Annotated in this window: 20 protein-coding genes; 8 read left to right on the forward strand and 12 right to left on the reverse strand. The window is 70.0% G+C overall.

Annotation, left to right across the window (positions count from 1 at the left end; genetic code table 11):
• Window positions 1-226: 226 nt before the first annotated feature.
• Window positions 227-1,054: an alpha/beta fold hydrolase gene (locus ACIQOU_RS02080; RefSeq protein WP_401533073.1), complete on the forward strand. Its 828-nt coding sequence runs from the start codon at window positions 227-229 to the stop codon at window positions 1,052-1,054.
• A 13-nt stretch (window positions 1,055-1,067) separates the two neighbouring features.
• On the opposite strand, the gene ACIQOU_RS02085 is transcribed toward ACIQOU_RS02080, so the two are convergent.
• On the reverse strand, window positions 1,068-1,526 hold the full coding sequence (locus tag ACIQOU_RS02085; protein ID WP_401533075.1) for a cupin domain-containing protein: 459 nt from the start codon (window positions 1,524-1,526) through the stop codon (window positions 1,068-1,070).
• A gap of 123 nt (window positions 1,527-1,649) precedes the next feature.
• Here ACIQOU_RS02085 and ACIQOU_RS02090 point away from each other — a divergent pair, with 123 nt between their 5' ends.
• Entirely contained in the window at window positions 1,650-2,273 is a 624-nt protein-coding gene (locus tag ACIQOU_RS02090; RefSeq protein WP_401533076.1) for a TetR/AcrR family transcriptional regulator, read from the forward strand.
• Window positions 2,274-2,285: 12 nt separating this feature from the next.
• Here the strand turns inward: ACIQOU_RS02090 and ACIQOU_RS02095 are convergent, their stop codons facing one another.
• Window positions 2,286-2,954 (reverse strand): hypothetical protein, encoded by a 669-nt coding sequence (locus tag ACIQOU_RS02095; RefSeq protein ID WP_401533077.1) that lies wholly within the window; start codon window positions 2,952-2,954, stop codon window positions 2,286-2,288.
• 105 nt (window positions 2,955-3,059) lie between these two features.
• Here ACIQOU_RS02095 and ACIQOU_RS02100 point away from each other — a divergent pair, with 105 nt between their 5' ends.
• Window positions 3,060-3,791: a hypothetical protein gene (locus tag ACIQOU_RS02100; protein ID WP_401533080.1), complete on the forward strand. Its 732-nt coding sequence runs from the start codon at window positions 3,060-3,062 to the stop codon at window positions 3,789-3,791.
• A gap of 809 nt (window positions 3,792-4,600) precedes the next feature.
• Window positions 4,601-6,655: a discoidin domain-containing protein gene (locus ACIQOU_RS02105; RefSeq protein WP_401533082.1), complete on the forward strand. Its 2,055-nt coding sequence runs from the start codon at window positions 4,601-4,603 to the stop codon at window positions 6,653-6,655.
• Here the strand turns inward: ACIQOU_RS02105 and ACIQOU_RS02110 are convergent.
• On the reverse strand, window positions 6,636-7,817 hold the full coding sequence (locus ACIQOU_RS02110; RefSeq protein ID WP_401533084.1) for a helix-turn-helix domain-containing protein: 1,182 nt from the start codon (window positions 7,815-7,817) through the stop codon (window positions 6,636-6,638). The genes ACIQOU_RS02105 and ACIQOU_RS02110 overlap by 20 nt on opposite strands.
• Window positions 7,818-8,015: 198 nt before the next feature.
• Here ACIQOU_RS02110 and ACIQOU_RS02115 point away from each other — a divergent pair, with 198 nt between their 5' ends.
• A complete protein-coding gene (locus ACIQOU_RS02115; RefSeq protein WP_401533085.1) occupies window positions 8,016-9,848 on the forward strand; it encodes an FAD-binding dehydrogenase in 1,833 nt (610 codons plus the stop codon).
• A gap of 70 nt (window positions 9,849-9,918) precedes the next feature.
• Here the strand turns inward: ACIQOU_RS02115 and ACIQOU_RS02120 are convergent, their stop codons facing one another.
• From ACIQOU_RS02120 to ACIQOU_RS02130, 3 genes are all read right to left on the reverse strand, one after another.
• Window positions 9,919-11,364: a glyceraldehyde-3-phosphate dehydrogenase gene (locus ACIQOU_RS02120; RefSeq protein ID WP_401533087.1), complete on the reverse strand. Its 1,446-nt coding sequence runs from the start codon at window positions 11,362-11,364 to the stop codon at window positions 9,919-9,921.
• Window positions 11,365-11,553: 189 nt separating this feature from the next.
• Window positions 11,554-11,985, reverse strand: a complete 432-nt coding sequence (locus tag ACIQOU_RS02125; RefSeq protein ID WP_401533088.1) for a hypothetical protein — start codon at window positions 11,983-11,985, stop codon at window positions 11,554-11,556.
• 147 nt (window positions 11,986-12,132) lie between these two features.
• Window positions 12,133-12,330: a PLDc N-terminal domain-containing protein gene (locus ACIQOU_RS02130; RefSeq protein WP_401533089.1), complete on the reverse strand. Its 198-nt coding sequence runs from the start codon at window positions 12,328-12,330 to the stop codon at window positions 12,133-12,135.
• Between the two features lie 292 nt (window positions 12,331-12,622).
• On the opposite strand from ACIQOU_RS02130, the gene ACIQOU_RS02135 reads away from it, so the two are divergent.
• Entirely contained in the window at window positions 12,623-13,012 is a 390-nt protein-coding gene (locus ACIQOU_RS02135) for an SseB family protein (protein ID WP_401533091.1), read from the forward strand.
• 88 nt (window positions 13,013-13,100) lie between these two features.
• On the opposite strand, the gene ACIQOU_RS02140 is transcribed toward ACIQOU_RS02135, so the two are convergent.
• The 6 genes from ACIQOU_RS02140 to ACIQOU_RS02165 form a co-directional block, all read right to left on the reverse strand.
• Window positions 13,101-13,496, reverse strand: coding sequence for a MarR family winged helix-turn-helix transcriptional regulator (locus ACIQOU_RS02140; RefSeq protein ID WP_401533092.1), 396 nt, complete (start codon window positions 13,494-13,496; stop codon window positions 13,101-13,103).
• A gap of 55 nt (window positions 13,497-13,551) precedes the next feature.
• Window positions 13,552-13,902 (reverse strand): VOC family protein, encoded by a 351-nt coding sequence (locus tag ACIQOU_RS02145; protein ID WP_401533093.1) that lies wholly within the window; start codon window positions 13,900-13,902, stop codon window positions 13,552-13,554.
• Window positions 13,903-14,031: 129 nt separating this feature from the next.
• Window positions 14,032-15,063, reverse strand: coding sequence for a LacI family DNA-binding transcriptional regulator (locus ACIQOU_RS02150; protein WP_401533094.1), 1,032 nt, complete (start codon window positions 15,061-15,063; stop codon window positions 14,032-14,034).
• Complete coding sequence (locus ACIQOU_RS02155; RefSeq protein ID WP_401533095.1) at window positions 15,060-15,965, reverse strand: carbohydrate ABC transporter permease; 906 nt, start codon at window positions 15,963-15,965, stop codon at window positions 15,060-15,062. The genes ACIQOU_RS02150 and ACIQOU_RS02155 overlap by 4 nt, the downstream gene beginning before the upstream one ends.
• On the reverse strand, window positions 15,962-16,885 hold the full coding sequence (locus tag ACIQOU_RS02160) for a carbohydrate ABC transporter permease (protein ID WP_401533096.1): 924 nt from the start codon (window positions 16,883-16,885) through the stop codon (window positions 15,962-15,964). Before ACIQOU_RS02160 ends, ACIQOU_RS02155 begins: the two co-directional genes overlap by 4 nt.
• On the reverse strand, window positions 16,882-18,198 hold the full coding sequence (locus ACIQOU_RS02165; RefSeq protein ID WP_401533098.1) for an ABC transporter substrate-binding protein: 1,317 nt from the start codon (window positions 18,196-18,198) through the stop codon (window positions 16,882-16,884). Before ACIQOU_RS02165 ends, ACIQOU_RS02160 begins: the two co-directional genes overlap by 4 nt.
• A 183-nt stretch (window positions 18,199-18,381) precedes the next feature.
• Between ACIQOU_RS02165 and ACIQOU_RS02170 the strand changes: the two genes are divergently transcribed.
• Together ACIQOU_RS02170 and ACIQOU_RS02175 are read left to right on the forward strand one after the other, a co-directional pair.
• A complete protein-coding gene (locus ACIQOU_RS02170) occupies window positions 18,382-20,403 on the forward strand; it encodes a beta-galactosidase (RefSeq protein WP_401533100.1) in 2,022 nt (673 codons plus the stop codon).
• 176 nt (window positions 20,404-20,579) lie between these two features.
• Window positions 20,580-22,139, forward strand: coding sequence for a glycosyl hydrolase 53 family protein (locus ACIQOU_RS02175; protein ID WP_401533102.1), 1,560 nt, complete (start codon window positions 20,580-20,582; stop codon window positions 22,137-22,139).
• Window positions 22,140-22,213 lie beyond the last annotated feature (74 nt).

The following is a 22,213-nucleotide window of genomic DNA, read 5'->3' on the forward strand; positions in this document are numbered from 1 at the left end:
GTCTCGGGCCGGCACTTCTCACGGCCGAGAGCGCCGATCGGACAGGGCTGCGGCCTGCTGACACGGCCTGCGGCTCCGGTCGTTCACCCCACTGCCCCTGCGTGCTGACGCATGCCCGCGGACCGGATTTTGCGAGCGCCGACATCCGTTATGAGAGTTCACTTGCATGATGGGTGCGAGTCGCCTATATTCATGAGAGTCAGCTCTCGCGAAAAGGATTGCCACCATGAACGCTCCGACCCCGGTCTCCACCACCCGCACCATCGACCTCCCGCAGGGCCTGTCCGTCACCGTCGACGAGTACGGGGAGAACAGCGAGGGCGGCTGCGTCCTCCTCCTGCACGGTGGGGCCGGTCCCCGCACCATGACCGGTCTGGCCACCGCGCTGTCGGAGCACGTCTTCGCCCTCGCCCCGACCCACCCCGGCTTCGACGGCACGCCCCGCCCCGAGTGGTGCGACACCGTCGCCGATCTGGCCGAGGCCTACCTCGACCTGCTGGACACCCTGGATCTGACCGACGTGATGGTGATCGGCAACTCGATCGGCGGCTGGATCGCCTCCGAGATGGCCCTGCGGGACACCAAGGGCCGCATCGGCGCCCTCACCCTCCTCAACGCCGTCGGCATCCACGCCAACATGCAGGCCAACAAGGTCATAGACCCCCGCACCCTGCCGCCCACGGCGGTCGCCAAGCTGTCGTTCGCCAACGCGGCGTTCCGCCCCGACTTCTCCTCGTTCACCGACCAGCAGCGCGCCGCCGCCGCGGCCAACCAGCAGACGCTGTCCGTCTACGGCGGCGCCGGTTTCACCTACGACCCCAAGCTCCGCGGCCGACTGCACCGCATCACCGTCCCGGTGCTGGTCGCCTGGGGCGAGGAGGACGGCATCGCCAACGCCACCTACGGCCGCGGCTACGCCGACGCCTTCACCAACGGCCGCTTCGTGCCCGTCTCCGACGCCGGTCACTTCCCGCAGATCGAGCAGCTCGGGCAGACCCTCAGCGCCATCGGCGACTTCGTCGACAAGGTCGTCAAGCCGGACCTCGCCGCCTGACCGGACGGTCGCGTCAGGCGAAGTCGGTGGCCGGGGTCGTGGCGTAGCGGCTCATCACCTCGGCGGTGGTCTCTTCGCTCATCTCCTGGCCCTCGGCGAGGGTGTCCCGCAGATCCTTGAAGTACCGCACATACAGATCCGGGGTGAAGGTGTTGACCATGACCAACGGCTCGTCGCCGGGGTTGGCGAAAGTGTGCGGGGCGCCGGGCGGCACCATCACCAGCGTGCCGCGCGGGGCGTCGTACTCGGTCTGCCCGACGGTGAACCTGGCGGTGCCGGAGACGACATAGAACCCCTCGTCGTGCTCGGCGTGCCGGTGCTGCGGCGGGCCCGCGCTGTGCGGGGCGAGGGTGATCTCGCCGATCCCGAGGCGGTGTGCGGTCGTGCCGCCGTCCTCCAGGATGCGAATCCGGGCCGGGCCCAGCTCGATCACCTCGCCGCCGTCCGGACCGACGACCGAGACATCGTTCATGAGGGGACCCCTTCGTGAGAGTATTCTCTTATAAAGGTAGGGCGCTTGCTTCTCGTTGTGCAAGTAACCTCTCGTGACGGGAGTCGACCCGCTCACGCAGTGCGGGCGAGGAAAGGTGGATCGATGGAACCGCAGAGCACGACGGGCCGTGCCAACCAGAAGCTGCGCACCCGCACCGCGATCGTGCAGGCCGCGGCCGAGCTGAGCCGGACCGGCCAGGAGGTGACCATGCCGGAGGTCGCCAAGGCGGCCCTGGTCTCCGAGGCCACCGCCTACCGTTACTTCCCGGACCTGGTCAGCCTGTTGCGCGAGGCCATCGTCGGGCAGCTGCCCACCGCCGCCGAGGCGCTCCAGCCGGTGGCCGACTCCGCCGACCCGGTGGAGCGTGTCGCGACCGCGACCGAGTTCCTGCTCCGTCACGTCCTGGCCCGGCAGGGCGTGGTGCGCGCCATGATCGCGGCGACCGTGGTCCGGCCCGCCGAGGCGGCCGCCCGGCCGGGGTTGCGCTTCGGGTTGATAGACCACGCGCTGGCGCCCTCGGCCGAGAGCCTCTCCGTCGACCCCGCCACGCTGGACCAGCTCAAGCGTGACCTCGCGATCGTCGTCAGCGCCGAGGCGCTCTTCGGCCTCACCGATCTGCACGGGCTCGGTTCCGAGGACGCGATCGCCAGCATCGTCCACACCGCGACGACCCTCACCCGCGCCGCACTGCGGGACACCGAGTCGGCTGTCGGCACGGGGAGTTGAGGCGACCGTGGCTTAGTCGACGGAACCGGTCCCAACCACCGGTCCCCGGGCGCGCAGTGCCTGCTCCGCGCTCCGGGCCAGGGCGGCCGTCGCCGTGGCGGCCCTGCGCACTCGGTCGTCCGGATGGTTCCGGGCGTGAACGGCGGCTGCCGTGAGGGTGGGGAGGGCGGCGCGGCAGCTCAGTACCGCGCGAGCCATCAGGGCGTCGGCGAGTTGCTCGTCCTCGTGGAGGAGTTCGTAGCCCTCCTCGGCGTCGTCGCTCCCGGTCAGCAGGGCCGCCACCTCGGCGTCGACGTCCCGTCCTGCCGGGTGGGCCAACTCCTCCAGGTCGTCCGGGAAGTGACCGACCGCTTCCGCGACGTCGGACAGGAAGGCCAGCGCGTCGACCAGCGTCCCGGGGTCCGTGAGGGCGTCCCGCCGGACCAGGGCGCTGACCTGCGCGGCCACCGGGCCGGTCGCGGTCCACGGCGTGCCCTGGTGCAGGATCGCGGAGTTGAGGTGGGCGATCGCGGCGCTACGGTCCCGTGGCACGTCGGAGACCAGCGCGCGGAGTTGGCCCGGGGTGTCCACGGCGGTGCCGTAGGCATGCAGGAGGAGCGTGAAGTCAACGCCGCCCGAGACGGCGACGGGGGCGGCGACGGGAGCGGAGACGGGGGTGGGGGTGGGGTCCGGTTCGGTCACCGGGACAGCGTAGGGACGGCGGGTGATCTCCCGCCCCGAGGGCGTCAGTCGGATCAGCGGTAAATGCGGATGACATGCCGGTTCCGGCGTTGGTAGCTTCCTCGCGTGCCCAAGCTCAATCAGATCATCGCCGTCGAAAAAGGCGTCAAGTCGAAGTCCCTCCAGGAGCTGACGCAGGCTCACCACGATGTGCAGAAGCCCGCGTTGCTCGCCGGGATCTCCCGCACCTATCAGCCGAAGGACGAGGAGGGCGAGCAACTACCCCCGGAATCCACGCGCGTTCAGGTCATGGCGGAGGACGTGCTGCGCTCCACTGCTGCCACACTCACCCGGCTCTTCGACGTGACGGCGACCAAGGACTGGGCCAACCGCACCGCCGCGGCCGACGTGGTGGTCGACGGCACCGTGCTCCTCCCCGACGTTCCCGTGCCCTACCTCCTGTTCCTGGAGAAGCAACTCGCCGACCTGCACACGTTCGTGCGCAAGCTGCCGGTGCTCGACGCCTCCGAGTCGTGGGCGCTCGACCCGTCGACGGACGCCTGGAAGACGGAGTCCGTACGGACCATCCGCACCAAGAAGGTGCCCCGCAACCACGTGAAGGCCGAGGCCACCGAGAAGCACCCGGCCCAGGTCGAGGTGTACTACGAGGACGTGCCGGTGGGGTACTGGACCACCGTCAAGTTCTCCGGCGCGCTGCCCGCCCGCCGGGTCCACGAACTGCTCGACCGGGTCGAACGGCTCCAGCAGGCCGTCAAGTACGCCCGCGAGGAGGCCAACGGCACCGAGGTCACCGACCGACGGGTGGGTGACGCGGTGTTCGGCTACCTGTTCCGGTAGCCCCCAGATCGCCCCTCGCGAGAGCGGGGGGTGGCGCGATGAGCGCAAGCTGACACTGAAGTCGAAGCTGACCAGGGTGGCAGGTGGGGGTTCAAGTCCCTCCTCCGGCGCATACGCCGGGGTGGCCCAAGAGGAAGAGGCGCACCCCTGAATCTCAGATTCTCGCTCAAGTCTCAGCATTCGCCACCGAACACCGGATCGCCCGGCCGTGGACGACCGTCGACGAATAGGGGTTCAAGTCCCTTCTGTGCCTCTCCATGGCGCGGTAGTTCAAAGGTAGAACGCGTCGACCTCAGAATGATCCACGGTCTTCAACGCCGCCGGTGTGCGCAATTGGGTGGCACACAAGGGCCCCGGGAGCCGGATACCGCTCCCGGGGCCTCCCCCTGCCCGCAAGACCAACGCCTTTGACACGCCGGCCTGTTGCGCCCGTGCCGGGTGTCCGCCTCGGCCTCCAGGGCGTCTCGGCGCAGCTTGTCGGCCATCCCCGCGCGCGGCAGCGGGCCACCGAGATCGGCCATCATCACCGGATCGCAGCGCCTCCGCACAGAGGCGTCGAGAGCGACGGCGTCCGCTCTGACGTTCCGCAACTCCACTGCACTTCCTCGCTGTTCACGCCCCCGGAAGCCCCCACGGACCCGTCGGCCGTACCCGCGCCGCGCCGCCTGCGCGCACCAAGTCACCCGCCGGGCAGGCGAGTCGATCAAGCCAACTGTTCGGCAAGCCTTGACGTGAACTTTCCCCTTGGTGATCCTCACCGGTAACTTGCACCACTCATTGACAAGACAACATGGACGTGGGGACTGACCATGGCTCGACGCCCTTACCGGCGGATCAGACACGTCACGCTCGTGTCGCTGCTCCTTCTCCTGCTGACCGTCGGTCTCGGACCCACGCCCAGCTCGGCGGCCGGAGCGGACTGGTGGGACCCGGTCGCCCGGCCCACCCCCGACGCGCAGCCCGGCGTCACCGGCGAACCCTTCACCGGCACCAACTCCCAGGGAGACGTACGGGGGTTCATCGACGCCCACGACCACCTCTTCTCCAACGAGGCCTTCGGCGGTCGGCTGATCTGCGGCAAGGTGTTCTCGACGGCCGGCGTGGCCGACGCGCTCAAGGACTGCCCCGAGCACTACCCGGACGGCAGCCTCGCGCTCTTCGACTACATCACGCACGGCGGCGACGGGAAGCACGACCCGACCGGCTGGCCCACCTTCAAGGACTGGCCGGCCTACAACTCCATGACCCACCAGGCCAATTACTACGCCTGGGTGGAGCGCGCCTGGCGCGGCGGTCAGCGGGTGCTAGTCAACGACCTCGTCACCAACGGGACGATCTGCTCCATCTACCCGTTCAAGGCCCGCAGTTGTGACGAGATGACGTCGATCCGGCTCCAGGCGAAGCTGAGTTACGCGCTCCAGGACTACATCGACGCGATGTACGGCGGCACCGGCAAGGGCTGGTTCCGGATCGTCACCGACAGCGCGCAGGCCCGACAGGTCGTCCAGCAGGGGAAGTTGGCGGTCGTGCTCGGCGTCGAGACCAGTGAGCCGTTCGGCTGCAAGCAGGTCCTCGACGTCGCGCAGTGCAGCAAAGCCGATATCGACAAGGGACTTGACGAGCTGTACGCGCTCGGCGTGCGCAGCATGTTCCTGTGCCACAAGTTCGACAACGCGCTGTGCGGCGTCCGCTTCGACGAGGGCGGCCTCGGCACCGCCATCAACGTCGGACAGTTCCTGTCCACGGGCACCTTCTGGAAGACCGAGCAGTGCACGGGGCCCCAGCACGACAACCCCATCGGCACCGCCGCCTCCGCCGCAGAGGACGACCTGCCCGACGGCGTCGACGTGCCCGCCTACGACAGCGACGCGCGCTGCAACGCACGCGGCCTCACCGACCTCGGCGCCTACGCCGTACGCGGCATGATGCAGCGCAAGATGATGCTGGAGATCGACCACATGGGCGTCAAGGCCGTCGGTCAGGCGCTCGACATCTTCGAGTCCGCCTCCTACCCCGGCGTGCTCTCCTCGCACAGCTGGATGGACCTCGACTGGACCGAACGCGTCTACGCCCTCGGCGGGTTCGCCGCCCAATACATGTACGGCTCCAAGGAGTTCGTCGCCGAGGCCGCCCGCACCAAGGCCCTGCGCGACACGTACGACGTCGGATACGGCTTCGGCACCGACTTCAACGGCATCGGCGACCACCCCGCCCCGCGCGGCGCGGACACCACCGACAAGGTCACCTACCCGTTCAGGAGCGTCGACGGCGGCTCCGTCATCGACCGGCAGACCACCGGTGAACGCTCCTTCGACATCAACACCGACGGCGCCGCCCACGTCGGCATGATCCCCGACTGGATCGAGGACATCCGGAAGGTCGGCGGCGAGGACGTGGTCGACGACCTCTTCCGCGGCGCCGAGTCCTACCTCTCCACCTGGGGCGCGACCGAACAGCACCAGGCATCCGCCGACCTCGCGGGCGGGCGACCGGCACAGGCCAGTTCGTCGGAGTCCAACCCCGTCACCAGCTACCAGCCGGACCGGGCCGTCGACGGCGACCGTGCCACCCGCTGGGCCAGCGACTGGAGCGACGACCAGTGGTGGCAGGTCGACCTCGGCGCCACCCACCGCGTCGGCCGGGTGACCCTCGACTGGGAACGCGCCTACGGCAAGGAGTACCGCGTCGAACTCTCCACCGACGGCGTGAACTGGACGACCGCCTGGTCCACCACGGCCGGCGACGGCGGCCTCGACACCGCCCGCTTCACCGGCACCCCGGCCCGCTACGTCCGCGTCCACGGCCTCCACCGCGGCACCGAATGGGGCTACTCGCTGTACGAGGTCACCGTCCACAGCTCCTGACCCGTGCCGTTCCCGGTGGGCGCAGCCAGTCGGTCAGCGCCCACCACCACTGAAGGGTGGACAACAGCCGGGAACGGCCGTCGCAGGGCAGGTCGGTGAGCGAGCCGCCGGTGATGTCCTGGAGCCTGCCGAGCCGGTAGCGGACGGTGTGGGGATGGGTGAACAGCGCCGACGCGGTCCGGTCGAGGCGGCGGCCCTGATCGAGGAACGTCAGCGCGGTCAGGGCGAGTTGGCGGTGAAAGGCGTCGCCTTGATCGAGGGGGCCGAGCAGACGTCGGCTCAACTGCGCGCCGAGCAAAGGTTGGTGCGCCAACGCCAACTCGGCCGCGGAGTCGGTGAGTTCGTACCGGCCGCGCAGCCCCCGACCGCGTCCGAGGTCCACCGTGTGCGCGCACAGCCGGTACAGCGCCCGCAGCTCGCCGAGCGGAACCGCCGGTGACACCACGACCAGGACATCCGCGTCGAGGCCGACCGGCTCCGGCGGACGCGCGCACACGCCCGCCAGGTGTCCGGCGAGCACCGTCGTGAACGGGCGCGGGGTGAACGCGGTACCCGGGTGGGCCGGGCTCGCGGCGAAACAGTGGAGGAGTCCGTCGTCGTTCGGGCGGATTCCGGCCCGGGCCAGCTCCCGGTCCGACGGGGCGTCCCCGTCCAGGAACAGGCGGCGGATCAACTCGGCCCGCAGCTCGCCCAGTTGGCGGGGCGCCTGTTGCTCCGCGGCCCGATAGCCGTTGACCACCTGCCGTTCCAGGGCGTCGCCGTACTCCTTGAGGCGCAGCATCAGCGACAGGAGCAGGCGGTCGGAGACACCGGCCGACCGGCAGCGGTCCACGACGATCTCGGCCGCCCGGGTGGTCGCCGCCTGCACGCCCCGCAGAACGGCGGTCATCGGGACGCCCTGCACCGCGCGGTCGGCGCCGAGCAACAGGGCGGCCCCGAAGTCCTGTTCGTCGATCGCCTCGGCCCGGTCGAGCGCGGCGAACCAGGGGGCGGCGGCGGTGACCATGGCCAGCACGTGCGAGAAGGTCTCCGGCTCGGTGATCCGGGAGAGTTCGGGGGAGCGGGTGCGGGCCGCGCGGACCAGTTCGCCGCACACCTGCGGGTCGCCCGCCATGCTCCGCAGGATCTCGGCGACCGGCTCGGGTCCCTTCAGGACGGTCATGTCCCCTCTTCCGCCCGAGCGCTGTGGCCGGGACACGACGAAGCGGTGGCCGCGTTGACGCTCGCCCACTATCGCGTCGGCACCCGACCTGGTTTCCTGTGGGCTACCGACGGTAACAGCGCGTTTCTCGCAGGACCACCCTGTGCACCGCCTCGACGTGCCGGTGTCTCCTGCCCCTCCCGCACCGGAAGGCAGCCCATGGAACACGCGGCGCACACAACGCACAGGGACCACCCGCAGAGCCCGGAGCAGTCCGACCCCGCGACCGGGGTCACCCGCAGGCACGCGCTCACCGTGGCCGGTGGCGTCCTCGCCGGAGCCGCACTGGCCGCGCAGGCGTTCCCGGCGTTCGCCGCCGAGGCGCAGGACGCGGACGCCATCGTCGTCGGCCATGGTCTGGCCGGTCTGGTCGCGACGGCCGAACTCGCGGCCGCGGGGCGCAGGGTGCTGCTGCTCGACCAGGAGCCCGAGGCGTCGCTCGGCGGGCAGGCGTTCTGGTCGTTCGGCGGACTCTTCCTCGTCGACTCCGATGAGCAGCGGCTGATGGGCGTCAAGGACTCCCACGATCTGGCCTGGCAGGACTGGCTGGGCACCGCCGGTTTCGACCGGGGCGTGGGCGATCCGACCGGGCAGGACCACTGGGCCTACCAGTGGGCCGAGTCCTATGTGGACTTCGCGTCCGGCGAGAAGCGGTCGTGGCTCTCGGGGCTCGGCGTGCAGTGGTTCCCGATCGTCGGCTGGGCCGAGCGCGGCGGCGGGCTCGCGGACGGGCACGGCAACTCGGTGCCGCGCTTCCATGTCACCTGGGGCACCGGACCGGCCGTCGTCGAACCCTTCGAGAAGAAGGTGCGGGCCGCCGTCGACGCGGGCAAGGTCGCCTTCAGGTTCCGGCACCGGGTGGACGGCCTGGTGACGACCGGGGGAGCGGTGACCGGCGTGCGCGGCGCGGTCCTGGAGCCGAGCGACGCCCCGCGCGGCACCCCCAGCTCCCGCACCGTCGTCGGCGCGTTCGAACTCCGCGCCCCCGTCGTGATCGTCACCTCCGGCGGCATCGGCGCCAACCAGGACCTGGTCCGGCAGAACTGGCCGGCCCGCCTCGGCTCTCCGCCGAAGACCATGGTGACCGGCGTGCCCGCGCACGTCGACGGCCGGATGCTCGGCATCACCGAGCAGGCCGGCGGCCGGATCGTCAACCCCGACCGCATGTGGCACTACACCGAGGGGCTGCGCAACTACGCCCCGATCTGGCCCAACCACGGCATCCGCATCCTGCCGGGTCCGTCCTCGATGTGGTTCGACGCCACCGGCAGGCGTTTCGGCACCCCCGACATCCCGGGCTACGACACCCTGCACACGCTGGGCTCGATCACCGCGTCCGGCCACGACTACTCGTGGTTCGTCACCACGCAGAAGATCCTTGCCAAGGAGTTCGCGCTCTCCGGCTCCGAACAGAACCCCGACCTGACCAACAAGGACGTCTGGCAGCTGCTCTCCCGGATCTGGCAGACCCCGGAACCCATCGAGAAGTTCAAGAAGAACGGCGCCGACTTCGTGGTCGCCACCAGCCTCACCGACCTGGTCACCGGCATGAACAGGCTCACCGGCGACCATCTGATCCAACTCGCCGACCTGAAGCGGCAGATCGAGGCGCGGGACCGCGAGATCGACAACCCGTACACCAAGGACGTCCAGGTGATGGGCATCCGCAACGCGCTGACCTACATCGGTGACTCCCTCAGCCGGACGGCGTCGGCGCACAAGATTCTGGACCCCTCGGCGGGCCCGCTGATCGCCGTGCGGCTGAACATCCTCACCCGCAAGACCCTCGGCGGCCTCCAGACCGACCTCTCGGGCCGCGTCCTGGGCACGACGGGCGCCCCGATACCCGGTCTGTACGCGGCCGGAGAGGTCGCCGGCTTCGGCGGCGGCGGAGTCCACGGCTACCGCTCGCTGGAGGGCACCTTCCTGGGCGGCTGCCTCTTCTCCGGGCGGCAGGCGGGACGCGCGGCGGCCGCGGCGACGGCGACCTGACAGCGCGGCGTGCCGGAGCGTCCCCCGGCTCCGGCACGCCTCAACTACCCTGTCTCCAGGGCTGGTTCGGTCAGACCGCGGGGGCCGGGAACGTCGGGTACTCGACGCCCGAGACATGCTGGACGACCCGGATGACCTGGCAGGAGTAGCCGAACTCGTTGTCGTACCAGAGGTAGAGGATCGCGTTGTCGCCCTCGACCTTGGTGGCACCGGCGTCGACGATCGACGCGTGGCGCGAGCCGATGAAGTCGCTGGAGACCGCGTCGGGCGCCGTGGTGAAGTCGATCTGGCGCTTGAGCGGGGACGTCAGCGACACCTCACGCAGATGGTCGAGCACCTCCTCGCGGGAGGTCTCCCGGGCCAGTTGGAGGTTGAGGATCGCGATCGACACGTCCGGCACCGGCACCCGGATCGAGCTGCCGGTGATGCGCGCCGTGAGGTCGGGCAGCGCCTTGGTGACGGCGGAGGCGGCGCCCGTCTCGGTGATCACCATGTTGAGCGGCGCGGACCGGCCCCGGCGCTCGGACTTGTGGTAATTGTCCAGCAGGTTCTGGTCGTTGGTGAACGAGTGGACCGTCTCCACGTGCCCGCGCAGCACGCCGTACTCGTCGTCCATCGCCTTCAGCGGCGGCACGATCGCGTTGGTGGTGCAGGAGGCGCAGGACAGGATCTGGTCGTCCGGCTTGATTGTGTGGTGGTTGACGCCATGCACGATGTTCGGGACGTCACCCTTGCCGGGCGCGGTCAGCACCACCTTGTCGACACCGGGGCGCAGATGCTGGGACAGGCCCTCGCGGTCACGCCATGTGCCGGTGTTGTCGATGAGGATGGCGTCCTTGATGCCGTACGCGGTGTAGTCGATCTCCGACGGGTCGTTCGCGTAGATCACCTTGATCGCGTTGCCGTTGGCGAAGATCGTGCTGCTCTCCTCGTCCACGGTGATCGTGCCCGGGAACTGGCCGTGGATGGAGTCCCGGCGCAGCAGCGAGGCGCGCTTGACGATGTCCTGGTCGCCGCCGCCGCGCACCACGATCGCGCGCAGCCGCAGCCCGTTGCCCGAGCCCGACTTCTCGATCAGCAGGCGGGCGACCAGGCGGCCGATCCGGCCGAAGCCGTACAGGACGACGTCCCGGCCCGCCCCGCGCTCCCGCTTGTGGACGCCGGTCGCGCCGGCGACGGCCTCGGCGGTGAACTCCTCCACCGACAGGCCCCGGTCGTCGGTGCGGTACGTCTCGGCGAGGATCGCGAGGTCGATCTGGGAGGGGCCGAGGTCGAGCGTGGTGAGCGCCCGCAGGAACGGCAGGGTCTCGGTGATCGACAGCTCCACCCCGGCGATCTGCCGGGCGAACCGGTGCGTCTTGAGGATGCTGACCACCGACTTGTTCACCAAGGAGCGGCTGTGCAGCAGGACGGTGACGTCCCGCTCGCGGTGCAGCTTCCCGATGATCGGGATCATCGACTCCGCGATCTCCTCGCGGGTCTTCCAGTGGGTGAACGAGTCGTCGTTGACAGTCACAGTCCATCTTTCGAGCTAGGCGGCGCTCATATGATAGACACGCGCTGTTCGGGTCCGGATACGGGGGGCGGATGCGGCGGCCGATATCAGCCGCCTCGCCGGGCGGAGAGGCCCGTGAAACGACTCGTCCCGCCACCCGCGTCCCCTGTGCGGGGCGGGTGGCGGGACGGAAGTGCCGGGCGGCGGTGGTCAGTTCACCGTGACCATGGTGGGCCGCGAGTGGGTGTCGCCGTGCACGACCCGCAGCTTCGCGACGCCCTTGTCGTTGAGCTTCACCTTGACGCTGTACTTGTCCTTCTTGACCACCGTGCTGGAGTGCAGGGACGTCCACTTCCCCTTGTTCCAGTGCTGCACCTGGAGCTTGGTCCCGTTGCGGAGGCCCTTGGTCATGCCGGAGAGCATGACGCTGTCCTTGGCCTTGACGGTGTGCTTGTCGGCGGTGACGGTGATGCTCGCCTTGGCCTTCGGCGCCATGGCGGACGCGGTCGGGGCTGCGGCCGCCGCGGGCTGATCGGCTGCGCTCGCGACGGAGGCCCCCGCTCCGCCGGCCAGCAGCGCCGCCGCGCACGCGGTGCCTATCGCGGCCATCCGCAGGCGGCGGGTCTTCGCAGATGCAGTCATGACACATACCTCTCGAACGGGAGGGCGAAATGTTGCCAGATATGACGGTAACGGCGCTCCGCTCATCCCGCCCGTTGTCGCCCGTCCGCCCAGCTCAGGGCCATGATCACAGCCCGGGAACCACACCAGGACGCGAACGTCGGCCGGCTAGCTGTGCGCCGCCCGCTTGCCGAGGTTCACCCAGGCGATCCCGCCCAGCACCGGAGCCGCGATCAGCACCACCAGCCACACCACCTTGGGCAGATGACGCACCCGGGCGCCGGGCGTCCTGACACAGTCGACGAACGCGTACACGCACAGGACAACTACCGCCGCGTACAAGGCGAAGAGGGCGGATGACGACACGATGTCCACTGTTTTCGGTTCCTTCCGATGACTCCCGGCGCGGGTGCGGCACCGGGATCTTGCCTGCTCACCCTGTTGATCGGACGAGGACGCCGAACGGTTCACGCGGGCCAGGACGGAACGGCGAGGGGGCAGCGGGTTCAAACCGCGCACCGGCGCCCCCGTTCCCGGCGGGCCGCCCGCGCATGAATGCCCGCCCACGGATCGGGTACGCGACGCTGGACCGTGCCTTGGGTCAGCAGGCCCAGGGCGTTTCGAGCGCCGTGTCACGCGATCCGGCAGGGAGACACCCATGAACGACCACATCGGCACACCGGCCCGGCAGGCACTGGACGCGCTCGCCGCCGACACCGAGGACACCGCCGCCCTGGACACGCTCGCCAAGAGCGACGTGCTCGTGCCGGTGCCCGACGACGCCAACCCGGAGGCGACCGCCGACCCGGCCGTCGTGGCGCTGCCCGTCCTGGAGCAGCCCGGCGGCGACCCGGTCGTCCCCGTCTTCACGTCCGAGGGCGAGATGGCCGGCGTGCTGCCGTCGGTCTCGCGCTACCGGCTGGTGCCGCTGGCCGCTCTCGCCTCGCAGTGGCCGAGCGAGGAACTCGCCCTCAGCATCGACCTCGGCTCCGCGCACCCGCTCACCCTCACCTCGGAAGGCGTGCGCACCCTGCTGGCCCGCACCTAGGGCGCGTTGTCACGACGAAAGGGCCCGGCCGACCGCGTGAGAGCGCGGCGGCCGGGCCCTTTTCGGGGTGCGCGAGCTGAACCGTCGTTCAGGCGTCCTCGCCCAACGTGCGGGCCAGCGCCGCGCGTTGCAGGGGCAGCGCCTCGGTGTGCAGGGCGCGACCCCTCTCGGTGAGGGCGACCCAGACGCCCCGGCGGTCCTCCACACAGACCGAGCGTTCCACCAGACCGTCCTTCTCCAGCCGGCCGATCAGCCGGGACAGGGCGCTCTGGCTGAGGTGGACGCGTCCGACGAGGTTCTGCACCCGGCACTGGTCGCCCTTCCCGGGCGCCTCGGCGATCAGCAGGTCGAGCACCTCGAAGTCGCTCGCGCCCAGGCCGTGCGGATGCAGGGCACGGTCGATCTCGCACATCGTGCGGGCGTGCACGGACAGGATGTCCCGCCATCTGTCCTCGAACCGGGCCCCGGGCGTCTTGGCTGCCATACCCGCACGGTAACACCGCGCCGACCGTTCTATGACTGTGCAAGTAACCCGGGATTCACGCCCCGGTGTCCTCGACCAGCCCGACGAGATTGCCGTCCGCGTCCCTGACGGAGGCGATGAGCCGGCCGCCCCCGACCTCCCGCACCTCCTGCTGGACCCGCGCGCCCGCCGCCACCAGCGCCGCGAGCCGGCCCCGGATGTCGTCGACGTGCCAGTAGGGCACCGGCCCGGTCAGCCCCTGCGCGTGGCCGCCCGGGTCGAGGCCGATGTCCTGCCCGGCGTCCTTGAAACCGACGTAGTACGGCTCGTCCACATACGGATCGGTCCCCAGCAGCGCCCTGAACAGCGCCTTCGCCCCATCGACGTCCTTGACGGGATAGATGATCGTCCTGACTCCTGCGGTCATGGCGGGCTCCTTGCGACGAGGTCACCGACGGGGTTCCGCCGATGCCCTCCACGCTAGAGCGGGCGACGGCGGACGGCTTCTTCGATCCTGACCGGTCGCGTCCCCCCCCCACACACACGGCGCCCGCGCTCACGTCGACGCGCGCTCCACCAGCTCCGTCGGCAGGATCACCGCCGCCGGGTCCTCGCCGCCGATCTGGGCCAGCAGGACGCGGACCATCTCGGCGCTGACGCGGTCCCACGGCTGGCGGATGGTGGTGAGTTCCGGGCGGGCGGCGAGGGCGGCGGGGGAGTCGTCGAACCCGCCGACAGCGATGTCATCGGGGACGCGCCGACCGGCCCGCTCCAGGGCCAGCAGCACGCCCTGCGCCATCAGATCGGACGCCACGAACACCGCGTCCAGCTCCGGGGCCCGCGCCAGCAGCAGTTCGGCGCCCGCCTCACCGCTGGCCCGGCTGTAGTCGCCGGACACCACGAGACGCTCGTCGTACGCCAACCCCGCCTCGGCGAGCACCTCTTGATACCCCGCGAGGCGCTCCACACCGCCCGGCGTGTCCAGCGGTCCGGTGACCACGCCGATCCGGCGGCGGCCCCGGGACAGCAGATGGCGCACCATGTCACGGGCGCCGTCCCGGTCGTCGGCCGCCACGTAACTCACCTTGGAACGCAGCCCGATCGGCTTGCCGCAGGCCACCAACGGGACGCCCGCCGCGCGCAGTTCCTCCGCGACCGGGTCGCCCGAGTGGCTGGAGACCAGCAGCACCCCGTCGACGTGCCCGGCCGTGATGTACCGCGTGATGCGCCGCCGTTCGTCCTCGGTGCCCGCCAGCATCAGCAGCAGCGGGATGTCGTGCGCGGCCAGCGCCTGGGTGCAACCCCGCAGCAGGACATTGAAGTTGGGGTCCTCGAAGAACCGCTCCTGGGGCTCCGTCAGCAGAAAACCGACCGAGTCCGAACGCCCGGTGATCAGCGACCTGGCATGCCGGTTCACGACGTAACCCGTCCTGCGGATCGCGGCGTTGACCGCCTCCTGGGCGGCCGGGCTGACGTAGTGGCCGCCGTTGAGGACCCGGGAGACGGTGCCCCGCGACACGCCCGCCTCACGGGCCACGTCGTGGATCGTCGGTGGACGGCGGCGGCCCCCGGGGTTGCTCATGGTCATGACTTTACGGCTCCGGAGAGCAGATCGAGCGACCAGAACCGCTGGATGACCAGGAAGAGCGCGACCAGCGGGAGCACCGCGAGGAAGGCGCCCGTGATCACCAGGGTGTACAGGGCCGGGGTGTTGGCGCCCTGTTCGAGGAGCGTGTACAGGCCGAGCGTGATCGGGAACCGCTCGTCGTCGCTGAGCATGATGTACGGCAGCAGGAAGTTGTTCCAGACGGCGACGAACTGGAACAGGAACACCGTCACCATGCCGGGCACCATCATCGGCAGCGCGACCCGCGTGAAGATCCGCCACTCGCCCGCCCCGTCCATCCGCCCCGCCTCCACCACGTCGGTGGGCACGGCCGCCGACGCGTAGATGCGGGACAGGTAGACGCCGTACGGGGAGAGGATCTGCGGGAGCAGCACGGACAGATAGGAGTCCGTCATATCCGCCTTCGCCAGCAGCAGGTACTGCGGGATGGCGAGGATGATCGGCGGCATCAGCACGCCCGCGAGGAGCACGTTGAACATCGTCTCGCGCCCCCGGAAGCGGTACGTCGCGAGCGCGTAGCCGCTGAACGCCGACACCACCGTGGACAGCAGGGCGCCGACGAGGGAGTAGAGGGCGGAGTTGCCCATCCACGTCCAGTAGAGGCCGTCGCGGTAGGCGTTCAGGTCCTTGACGTTGTCGACGAAGCCGGAGCCCGGCAGGAAGGTGAACGTGGAGAACAGCTCGCTGCCCGACTTGGTGGACGCGATCACCACCCAGGCGACCGGCAGCAGCGTGTAGACCGCGCCGAGCAGCAGCGCGACCGTCGGGACCAGCGCGATCCGGCGGCGCAGCGGCGGCCCCTGAGCCGTGCCGGGCGTGGTGCCCGCCGCCGGCGCGGCCTTGCGGACGGCGAGGGAACTCATCGGGCGGCCTCCTGCTTGTTGCGGCGGTTCGCGGCTCGCAGGAAGCCGAACGACAGGACCAGCGTGGCCAGCGCGATGATCGTCGCCTCGGCCGCCGCCTGGTAGATGTCCCCGTTGCCGAAGGCGTCCTGGTACACCTTCATCAGCGGACTCCACGTCGTGGACACGGAGTTGGTGAGGGGTTTGAGGGTGGTCGGCTCGTTGAAGACCTGGAGCGTGGCGATGATCGAGAAGAAGAAGGTGAGCACCAACGACGGCGCCACCATCGGGATCTTGATCCGCACCGCGATCTGCAACGGCGTGGCACCGTCCAGCCGGGCCGCCTCGTACACCTCGACCGGGATGGCCTTGAGCGACGTATAGATGACGATCATGTTGAAGCCGGTGCCGCCCCAGACCGCGATGTTCGACAGGGCGAGATAGAGCGGGCCGCCGTCCAGCAGGTCCGGCTGCGGCAGCCCCAGCTTCTGCAACACGTAAAAGAAGGGGCTCACGTCCGGCAGGTACAGGAAGCCCCACAGCAGCGCGGCCACCACCCCGGGAACGGCGTACGGCAGGAAGATCGCGAGCCGGGTGAACGAGGTGAGACGCACCTTCTCGGAGTCGAGCATCAACGCGAACAGCAGCGCCAGGCCGAGCATCATCGGAACGACGATGCAGCCGTAGCCCAGTACCCGCAGCGCGCCGTCGATCAGCTCGCTGTCGGTGAGGGCGTCGGTGTAGTTCTCAAGTCCGGCCCAGACCTCCTCCCGCGCACCCGAGCCGAGGCCGAGGCCGGAGACGTGGACCTTGTGGAAGCTGAGCCAGACCGCGTACCCGATGGGCAGCGCGAAGAACAGTGCGAAGAGGACGGTGGCGGGGACGAGGAAGGCGTACGGGGCCCCCTTGACCCCGTACGACCTGCGGCGTGCGGTGGTCACTCGGAGACTCCGAAGCCCTGCTTCTTCATGTCGGTGACCGTCGCGTCCTGCATCGTCTTCAGGGCGGCGGCGAAGTCCGACTTGTTCTTGGCAGCGGCGCCGAAGGCGTCCTTGAAGGAGGTGTAGGCGACGTTCACGTTGGGGCCCCAGGCGGCCGGTGCCGTGGTCTTCGCGATCTCGGCGGCCTTGGTGTAGAAGTCCGGCTGGTTGGAGAAGTAGGCCGGCGGCGTGGTGAAGGCGCCGGACAGCTGCGCGGAGGTCGAGGCGGGGTAGATGCCGCTGTCCTTGGCGAGGGCGTTGAGGGCGTCCCCGTCGGTGTTCAGCCATGCGGCGAACTTGGCGGCGGCCGCCTGGTGCGCGGAGTCCGTGGTGACGGCGGTGGAGGAGCCGCCCCAACTGCCGGTGACGTCCTGGCTGTCGGACCACTGGGGGAGCGGGGCCATGGCCCACTTGCCCTCGGTGTCGGGCGCGGCGGTGGTCAGCGTGCCCGGCGCCCACACGGCGCTCACCCACGCGATCTGCTTGCCGGTGTCGATCGCCTTGTTCCAGGCCGGGGTGTACATGGGCTGGTTGTCGATGGAGCCGTCCTTGACCAGGTCGCCCCAGAACGTCGCGACCTTCCGGGTCGCCGCGTCGTCGATGCCGACCTTCCACTTCTCGCCCGAGGTCGTCCACCACTTGGCGCCGGCCTGCTGGGCGAGGCCCGCGAAGAGACCGGAGTCGTTGGCGGAGAACGTGGTGAGGTCGGTGTCCGGGGCCTTCTTCTTCAGCGCGCGGGCGGTCTCGGCGAACTGCTCCCAGGTGGTGGGGACCGTGAGGCCGTACTTCTTGAAGAGGTCCTCGCGGTAGTAGAACATCATCGGCCCGATGTCCTGCGGCACCGCGTAGACGGCGTCCGTGCCCAGCGTCGTCTGCTGCCAGACACCGGAGGCGAACTTGCCCTTGGCGTCGCCGACTTCCTTGGATATGTCGGCGAGCGCGTCATTGCTGACCAGCGTCGGCAGCGCCTGGTACTCGGCCTGCACCAGGTCCGGCGCCTTCTTCGCCTTGTGCGCGGTGAGGATCTTGGTGACCAGGGTGTCGCCGGACGCCTGCTTCTTGACCGTGACCGTGATCTGGTCCTTCTTGCCCGGACCCTTGTTCCACAGGTCCACCACCTTGTCCATGCCGGGCGTCCAGGTCCAGTACGTGAGCGAGACCGGACCCGACGCGGCCTTGCTGTCGTCGCCCGAGCCGCAGGCGGCGAGAGCGGTGGCGCCGAGGGCGACCGCGACGGTACTGGCCACGAGGCGACTGTGCTTCGTGATGGGCATGGATTTCTCCCCTGACCTGGGGCCTGCGCCTGCTGCGGAGGCCTGCCATGCTTCTGTGAGCGTTCACAGTAGAGAAACATCCCGGACACTTGTCAATGGTTGTTGCTGTGCGGTTATGTTGGGCTCGCACCGCCGTTGTTGTGTGTGCACGTTCCCAAATGATCGATAACTCGGGAGAAATCCATGCCGGAGACCACCCCCAAGGGCCTCACCCGGCTCGCCTTCGGTGGGGACTACAACCCGGAGCAGTGGCCGGAATCCGTCTGGGCCGAGGACGTCCGGCTGATGCGCGAGGCCGGCGTCACGATGGTGAGCGTCGGCATCTTCTCCTGGGCCCTGCTCGAACCCGCGCCCGGGGAACACGACTTCGGCTGGCTCGACCGGCTGCTCGACCTCCTGCACGCACACGGCATCCGCGTCGACCTCGGCACTCCGACCGTCGCCCCGCCCGCCTGGTTCTACCGCGCCCACCCCGACGCGCTGCCGGTGACGGCCGACGGCGTCCGCCACGAGTTCGGCTCGCGCGGCGCCATCTGCCACAGCAACGCCGACTACCGGGCCGCCGCCGCGGACATCACCACCCGCCTCGCCGAGCGCTACGGCGCCCACCCCGCCCTCGCCCTGTGGCACGTCCACAACGAGTACGGCGTCCCCGTCTCGGCCTGCTACTGCGACTCCTGCGCCGCCCACTTCCGCCGCTGGCTGGCCGCCGAGTACACCACCGTCGACGCCGTCAACGAGGCCTGGGGCACCGCCTTCTGGGGCCAGCGCTACGCCGCTCTCGACCAGATCAACCCGCCGCGCACCGCCCCCACCGTCGGCAACCCCGGCCAGGCCCTCGACTACAAGCGCTTCGCCGACGCCACCATGCGGGAGAACTTCCGCGCCGAGCGGGACATCCTGCACGCCCTCGCGCCCGGCATCCCCGTCACGACCAACTTCATGACCGCCCTCAGCCAGTGCGACTCCGTCGACTACTGGGCCTGGGGCCGCGAGGTCGACCTCGTCACCAACGACCACTACCTCATCACCGACGGCCGCCGCACCCACGTCAACCTCGCGATGGCCGCCGACCTCACCCGCTCGGTGGCGGGCGGCGCCCCCTGGCTGCTCCTGGAGCACTCCACCTCGGGCGTCAACTGGCAGCCCCGCAACCCCGCCAAGGCCCCCGGCCAGATGGCCCGCAACTCCCTCGCCCACGTGGCCCGCGGCTCCGAGGGCGCGATGTTCTTCCAGTGGCGCCAGTCCCGGCGCGGCGCCGAGAAGTTCCACTCCGCGATGCTCCCGCACGGCGGCACCGACACCCGCGTCTGGCGCGAGGTCGTCGAACTCGGCGCCGCACTCGACGCGTTGGCCCCGATCAGGGGCACCCGCACCGAGGCCGACGTCGCCGTCCTGTGGGACTGGCAGTCCTGGTGGGCACAGAACCTCCAGTGGCGCCCCAGCGAGGACCACGACCCGCGCGAACGCGCCGACGCCTTCTACGAGGCCCTCTACGACCGCCACCTCACCGTCGACTTCGCCCACCCGGAAGCCGACCTGTCACGCCACCCCCTGGTCGTCGTGCCCGCGCTGTACCTGATGACCGAGGCCGCCGGCGCCAACCTCCGCACCTACGTGGAGAACGGCGGCACCCTCGTCGTCTCCTACTTCTCCGGCATCGTCGACGAGCACGACGCCGTCCACGACGGCCCCTACCCGGGCGCCCTGCGCGACGTACTCGGCCTGACCGTCGAGGAGTTCGCCCCGCTGCTGGCCGGCGAGTCGGTACGCGTCGACGGCCCCGACGGCTCCGAACTGGACGCCGACGTATGGACCGAGTTCGTGGTCCCGCACGGCGCCGAGACCGTCTGGACCTACGCCGACGGGCTCACCGCGGGCCACCCCGCCGTCACCCGGCACCGCCTCGGCGAGGGCACCGCCTGGTACGTCTCCACCCGCCTGGGCGCCGACGGCCTGGACGCGCTGATCGGGGCGGTGGCCGAGGACGCCCGCCTCACCCCGCGCGCCGACCTGCCCCGGGACGTCGAAGTGGTGCGCCGCAGCGGCGAGTCGGGGACCTTCCTGTTCGTGATCAACCACACCGCCGCCGACGCCAAGGTGCTGCTGGAGACCCCCGGCACCGAACTGCTGACCGGCGAACGCGCCGCGGGCCGCCTCGCGGTCCCGGCCTCGGCCGTACGGGTCGTACGACTCGACGGCTGACCGGACTCCCCTCCGCCCGCGCGAGCCGCGAGCCGCGTACCGCGGGTGGAGGGGTCTCCTTCCGGCGGGAGCGATCCCGCCGGAAGGACACTCCCCAGTGGAGGGGACGTGCCCCAACGGGTCCGTCCCGATGGGAGGTCCCCTCCTCCTCCTGTTCGAAGGGACGACGAACAACGATGTTCTATCCCAGACGTGCTCTCAGGGCCCTGCTGCTGCCGCTCCTGGCCGGGCTCTCCCTCCTCTCCCTGCCCGCCCAGACCGCCTCGGCGGCCAGCACCCTCACCAACGGCGGATTCGAGTCCGACGGCGCGGCCGTGGCCGCACCGGCCGGCTGGCCCGAGTACGGCGACACCGCCGCCTCCTACTCCGAGTCCGGCGGCCACGCCGGGAGTTACCGCCTCTCCCACTACGCGGCGGCCGCCTACAAGGTGGAGACGTACCAGTACCTGTCGGGCCTGACCAACGGGACCTACACGCTCACCGCCTGGGTCCGCTCCAGCGGTGGCCAGAACGCCGCGTACATAGCGTTGAAGAACTGCGGCAGCGCGGACCAGCGCACCGACCTGCCGGTCTCGACCAGCAGTTGGGTCCGTATCGTCACGTCGATCAATGTGACGAACAGTCAGTGCACAGTCAGCATCAACAGTGACGCGAACGCGGGCAACTGGATCAATGTTGACGACCTGACCTTCGCATCTGGATCGACTGGACTGTCGATCAAGGGTTCCGACATCTCCTCCCTCGCCAAGAGCGAGGCCAAGGGCGGTGTCTACAAGACCAGCACCGGCACCAACGGCGACGCGATCACCATCCTCAAGAACGCCGGCATGAACTACGCCCGCCTCAAGGTGTGGGTCAACCCGGCCGACGGCTTCAACGACAAGGCGCACGTCCTGGCCGTCGCCAAGCGCGTCAAGGCCGCCGGCATGAAGCTGCTGGTCGACTTCCACTACTCCGACACCTGGGCCGACCCGGGCAAGCAGACCAAGCCCGCCGCCTGGGCCTCGCACGCGTACAGCCAGCTCAAGACCGACGTCTACAACCACACCTACGACGTGCTCAACGCGCTGAAGGCGCAGGGCACCACCGCCGACATGGTCCAGGTCGGCAACGAGATCAACGGCGGCATGCTCTGGTCCGACGGCTCCACCGACAACTGGCCACAGCTGGCCGGCCTGCTCAACTCGGGCTACAGCGCGGTCAAGGCGGTCTCCTCCAGCACCCAGGTCGCCCTCCACCTGGCCGACGCCGGTGACGACGCCACCGTCCGCTGGTGGTTCGACAGCGCCAAGGCCAACGGCGTCAACTACGACGTCATCGGCCTGTCGTACTACGGGTACTGGCACGGTTCGCTCGCTGCCGCCCAGGCCACCCTGGACGACACCGCCGCGCGCTACGGCAAGCCCGTCTACATCGCCGAGACGGCCTACCCGTTCCGCCTCGACAGCGACGACTCGCTCGAAAACCAGATCGACATCCCCAGCGAACTCGTCGCCGGCTACCCGGCCACCAGCGCGGGCCAGTTGGCGTGGATGAACGCCGTGGCAAGCATCGTCGAAGCCGTGCCGAACGGCCGTGGCCTGGGCGTCTTCTACTGGGAGGCGACCTGGACCGCGGTCAACGGCAACGGCTGGGACCCGGCCGACGCCTCCTCCGGCAACGCCTGGGAGAACCAGGCCCTGTTCGGCTACGACGACCGTGCCCTGCCGTCGATGGCGTGGTTCAGCCACCGCTGACCCCCGCTCAGCGAGGGCCCGGCCCCGGGGAGTTCCCCGGTGCCGGGCCCTCGCCCCGGCACCGGACCCGCGGA

Origin of the sequence: Streptomyces sp. NPDC091279 (genome assembly GCF_044757465.1) — a bacterium.
Taxonomy (GTDB): Bacteria; Actinomycetota; Actinomycetes; order Streptomycetales; family Streptomycetaceae; genus Streptomyces.

Excerpts from the sequence above, each read along its gene's own strand:
- ACIQOU_RS02140 (WP_401533092.1), bottom strand. The coding sequence starts at position 13,496 with ATGGCAGCCAAGACGCCCGGGGCCCGGTTCGAGGACAGATGGCGGGAC.
- ACIQOU_RS02175 (WP_401533102.1), top strand. The coding sequence starts at position 20,580 with ATGTTCTATCCCAGACGTGCTCTCAGGGCCCTGCTGCTGCCGCTCCTG.
- ACIQOU_RS02170 (WP_401533100.1), top strand. The coding sequence starts at position 18,382 with ATGCCGGAGACCACCCCCAAGGGCCTCACCCGGCTCGCCTTCGGTGGG.
- ACIQOU_RS02110 (WP_401533084.1), bottom strand. The coding sequence starts at position 7,817 with ATGACCGTCCTGAAGGGACCCGAGCCGGTCGCCGAGATCCTGCGGAGC.
- ACIQOU_RS02105 (WP_401533082.1), top strand. The coding sequence starts at position 4,601 with ATGGCTCGACGCCCTTACCGGCGGATCAGACACGTCACGCTCGTGTCG.
- ACIQOU_RS02080 (WP_401533073.1), top strand. The coding sequence starts at position 227 with ATGAACGCTCCGACCCCGGTCTCCACCACCCGCACCATCGACCTCCCG.
- ACIQOU_RS02155 (WP_401533095.1), bottom strand. The coding sequence starts at position 15,965 with ATGAGTTCCCTCGCCGTCCGCAAGGCCGCGCCGGCGGCGGGCACCACG.
- ACIQOU_RS02145 (WP_401533093.1), bottom strand. The coding sequence starts at position 13,902 with ATGACCGCAGGAGTCAGGACGATCATCTATCCCGTCAAGGACGTCGAT.
- ACIQOU_RS02090 (WP_401533076.1), top strand. The coding sequence starts at position 1,650 with ATGGAACCGCAGAGCACGACGGGCCGTGCCAACCAGAAGCTGCGCACC.
- ACIQOU_RS02165 (WP_401533098.1), bottom strand. The coding sequence starts at position 18,198 with ATGCCCATCACGAAGCACAGTCGCCTCGTGGCCAGTACCGTCGCGGTC.
- ACIQOU_RS02125 (WP_401533088.1), bottom strand. The coding sequence starts at position 11,985 with ATGACTGCATCTGCGAAGACCCGCCGCCTGCGGATGGCCGCGATAGGC.
- ACIQOU_RS02150 (WP_401533094.1), bottom strand. The coding sequence starts at position 15,063 with ATGACCATGAGCAACCCCGGGGGCCGCCGCCGTCCACCGACGATCCAC.
- ACIQOU_RS02115 (WP_401533085.1), top strand. The coding sequence starts at position 8,016 with ATGGAACACGCGGCGCACACAACGCACAGGGACCACCCGCAGAGCCCG.
- ACIQOU_RS02135 (WP_401533091.1), top strand. The coding sequence starts at position 12,623 with ATGAACGACCACATCGGCACACCGGCCCGGCAGGCACTGGACGCGCTC.
- ACIQOU_RS02085 (WP_401533075.1), bottom strand. The coding sequence starts at position 1,526 with ATGAACGATGTCTCGGTCGTCGGTCCGGACGGCGGCGAGGTGATCGAG.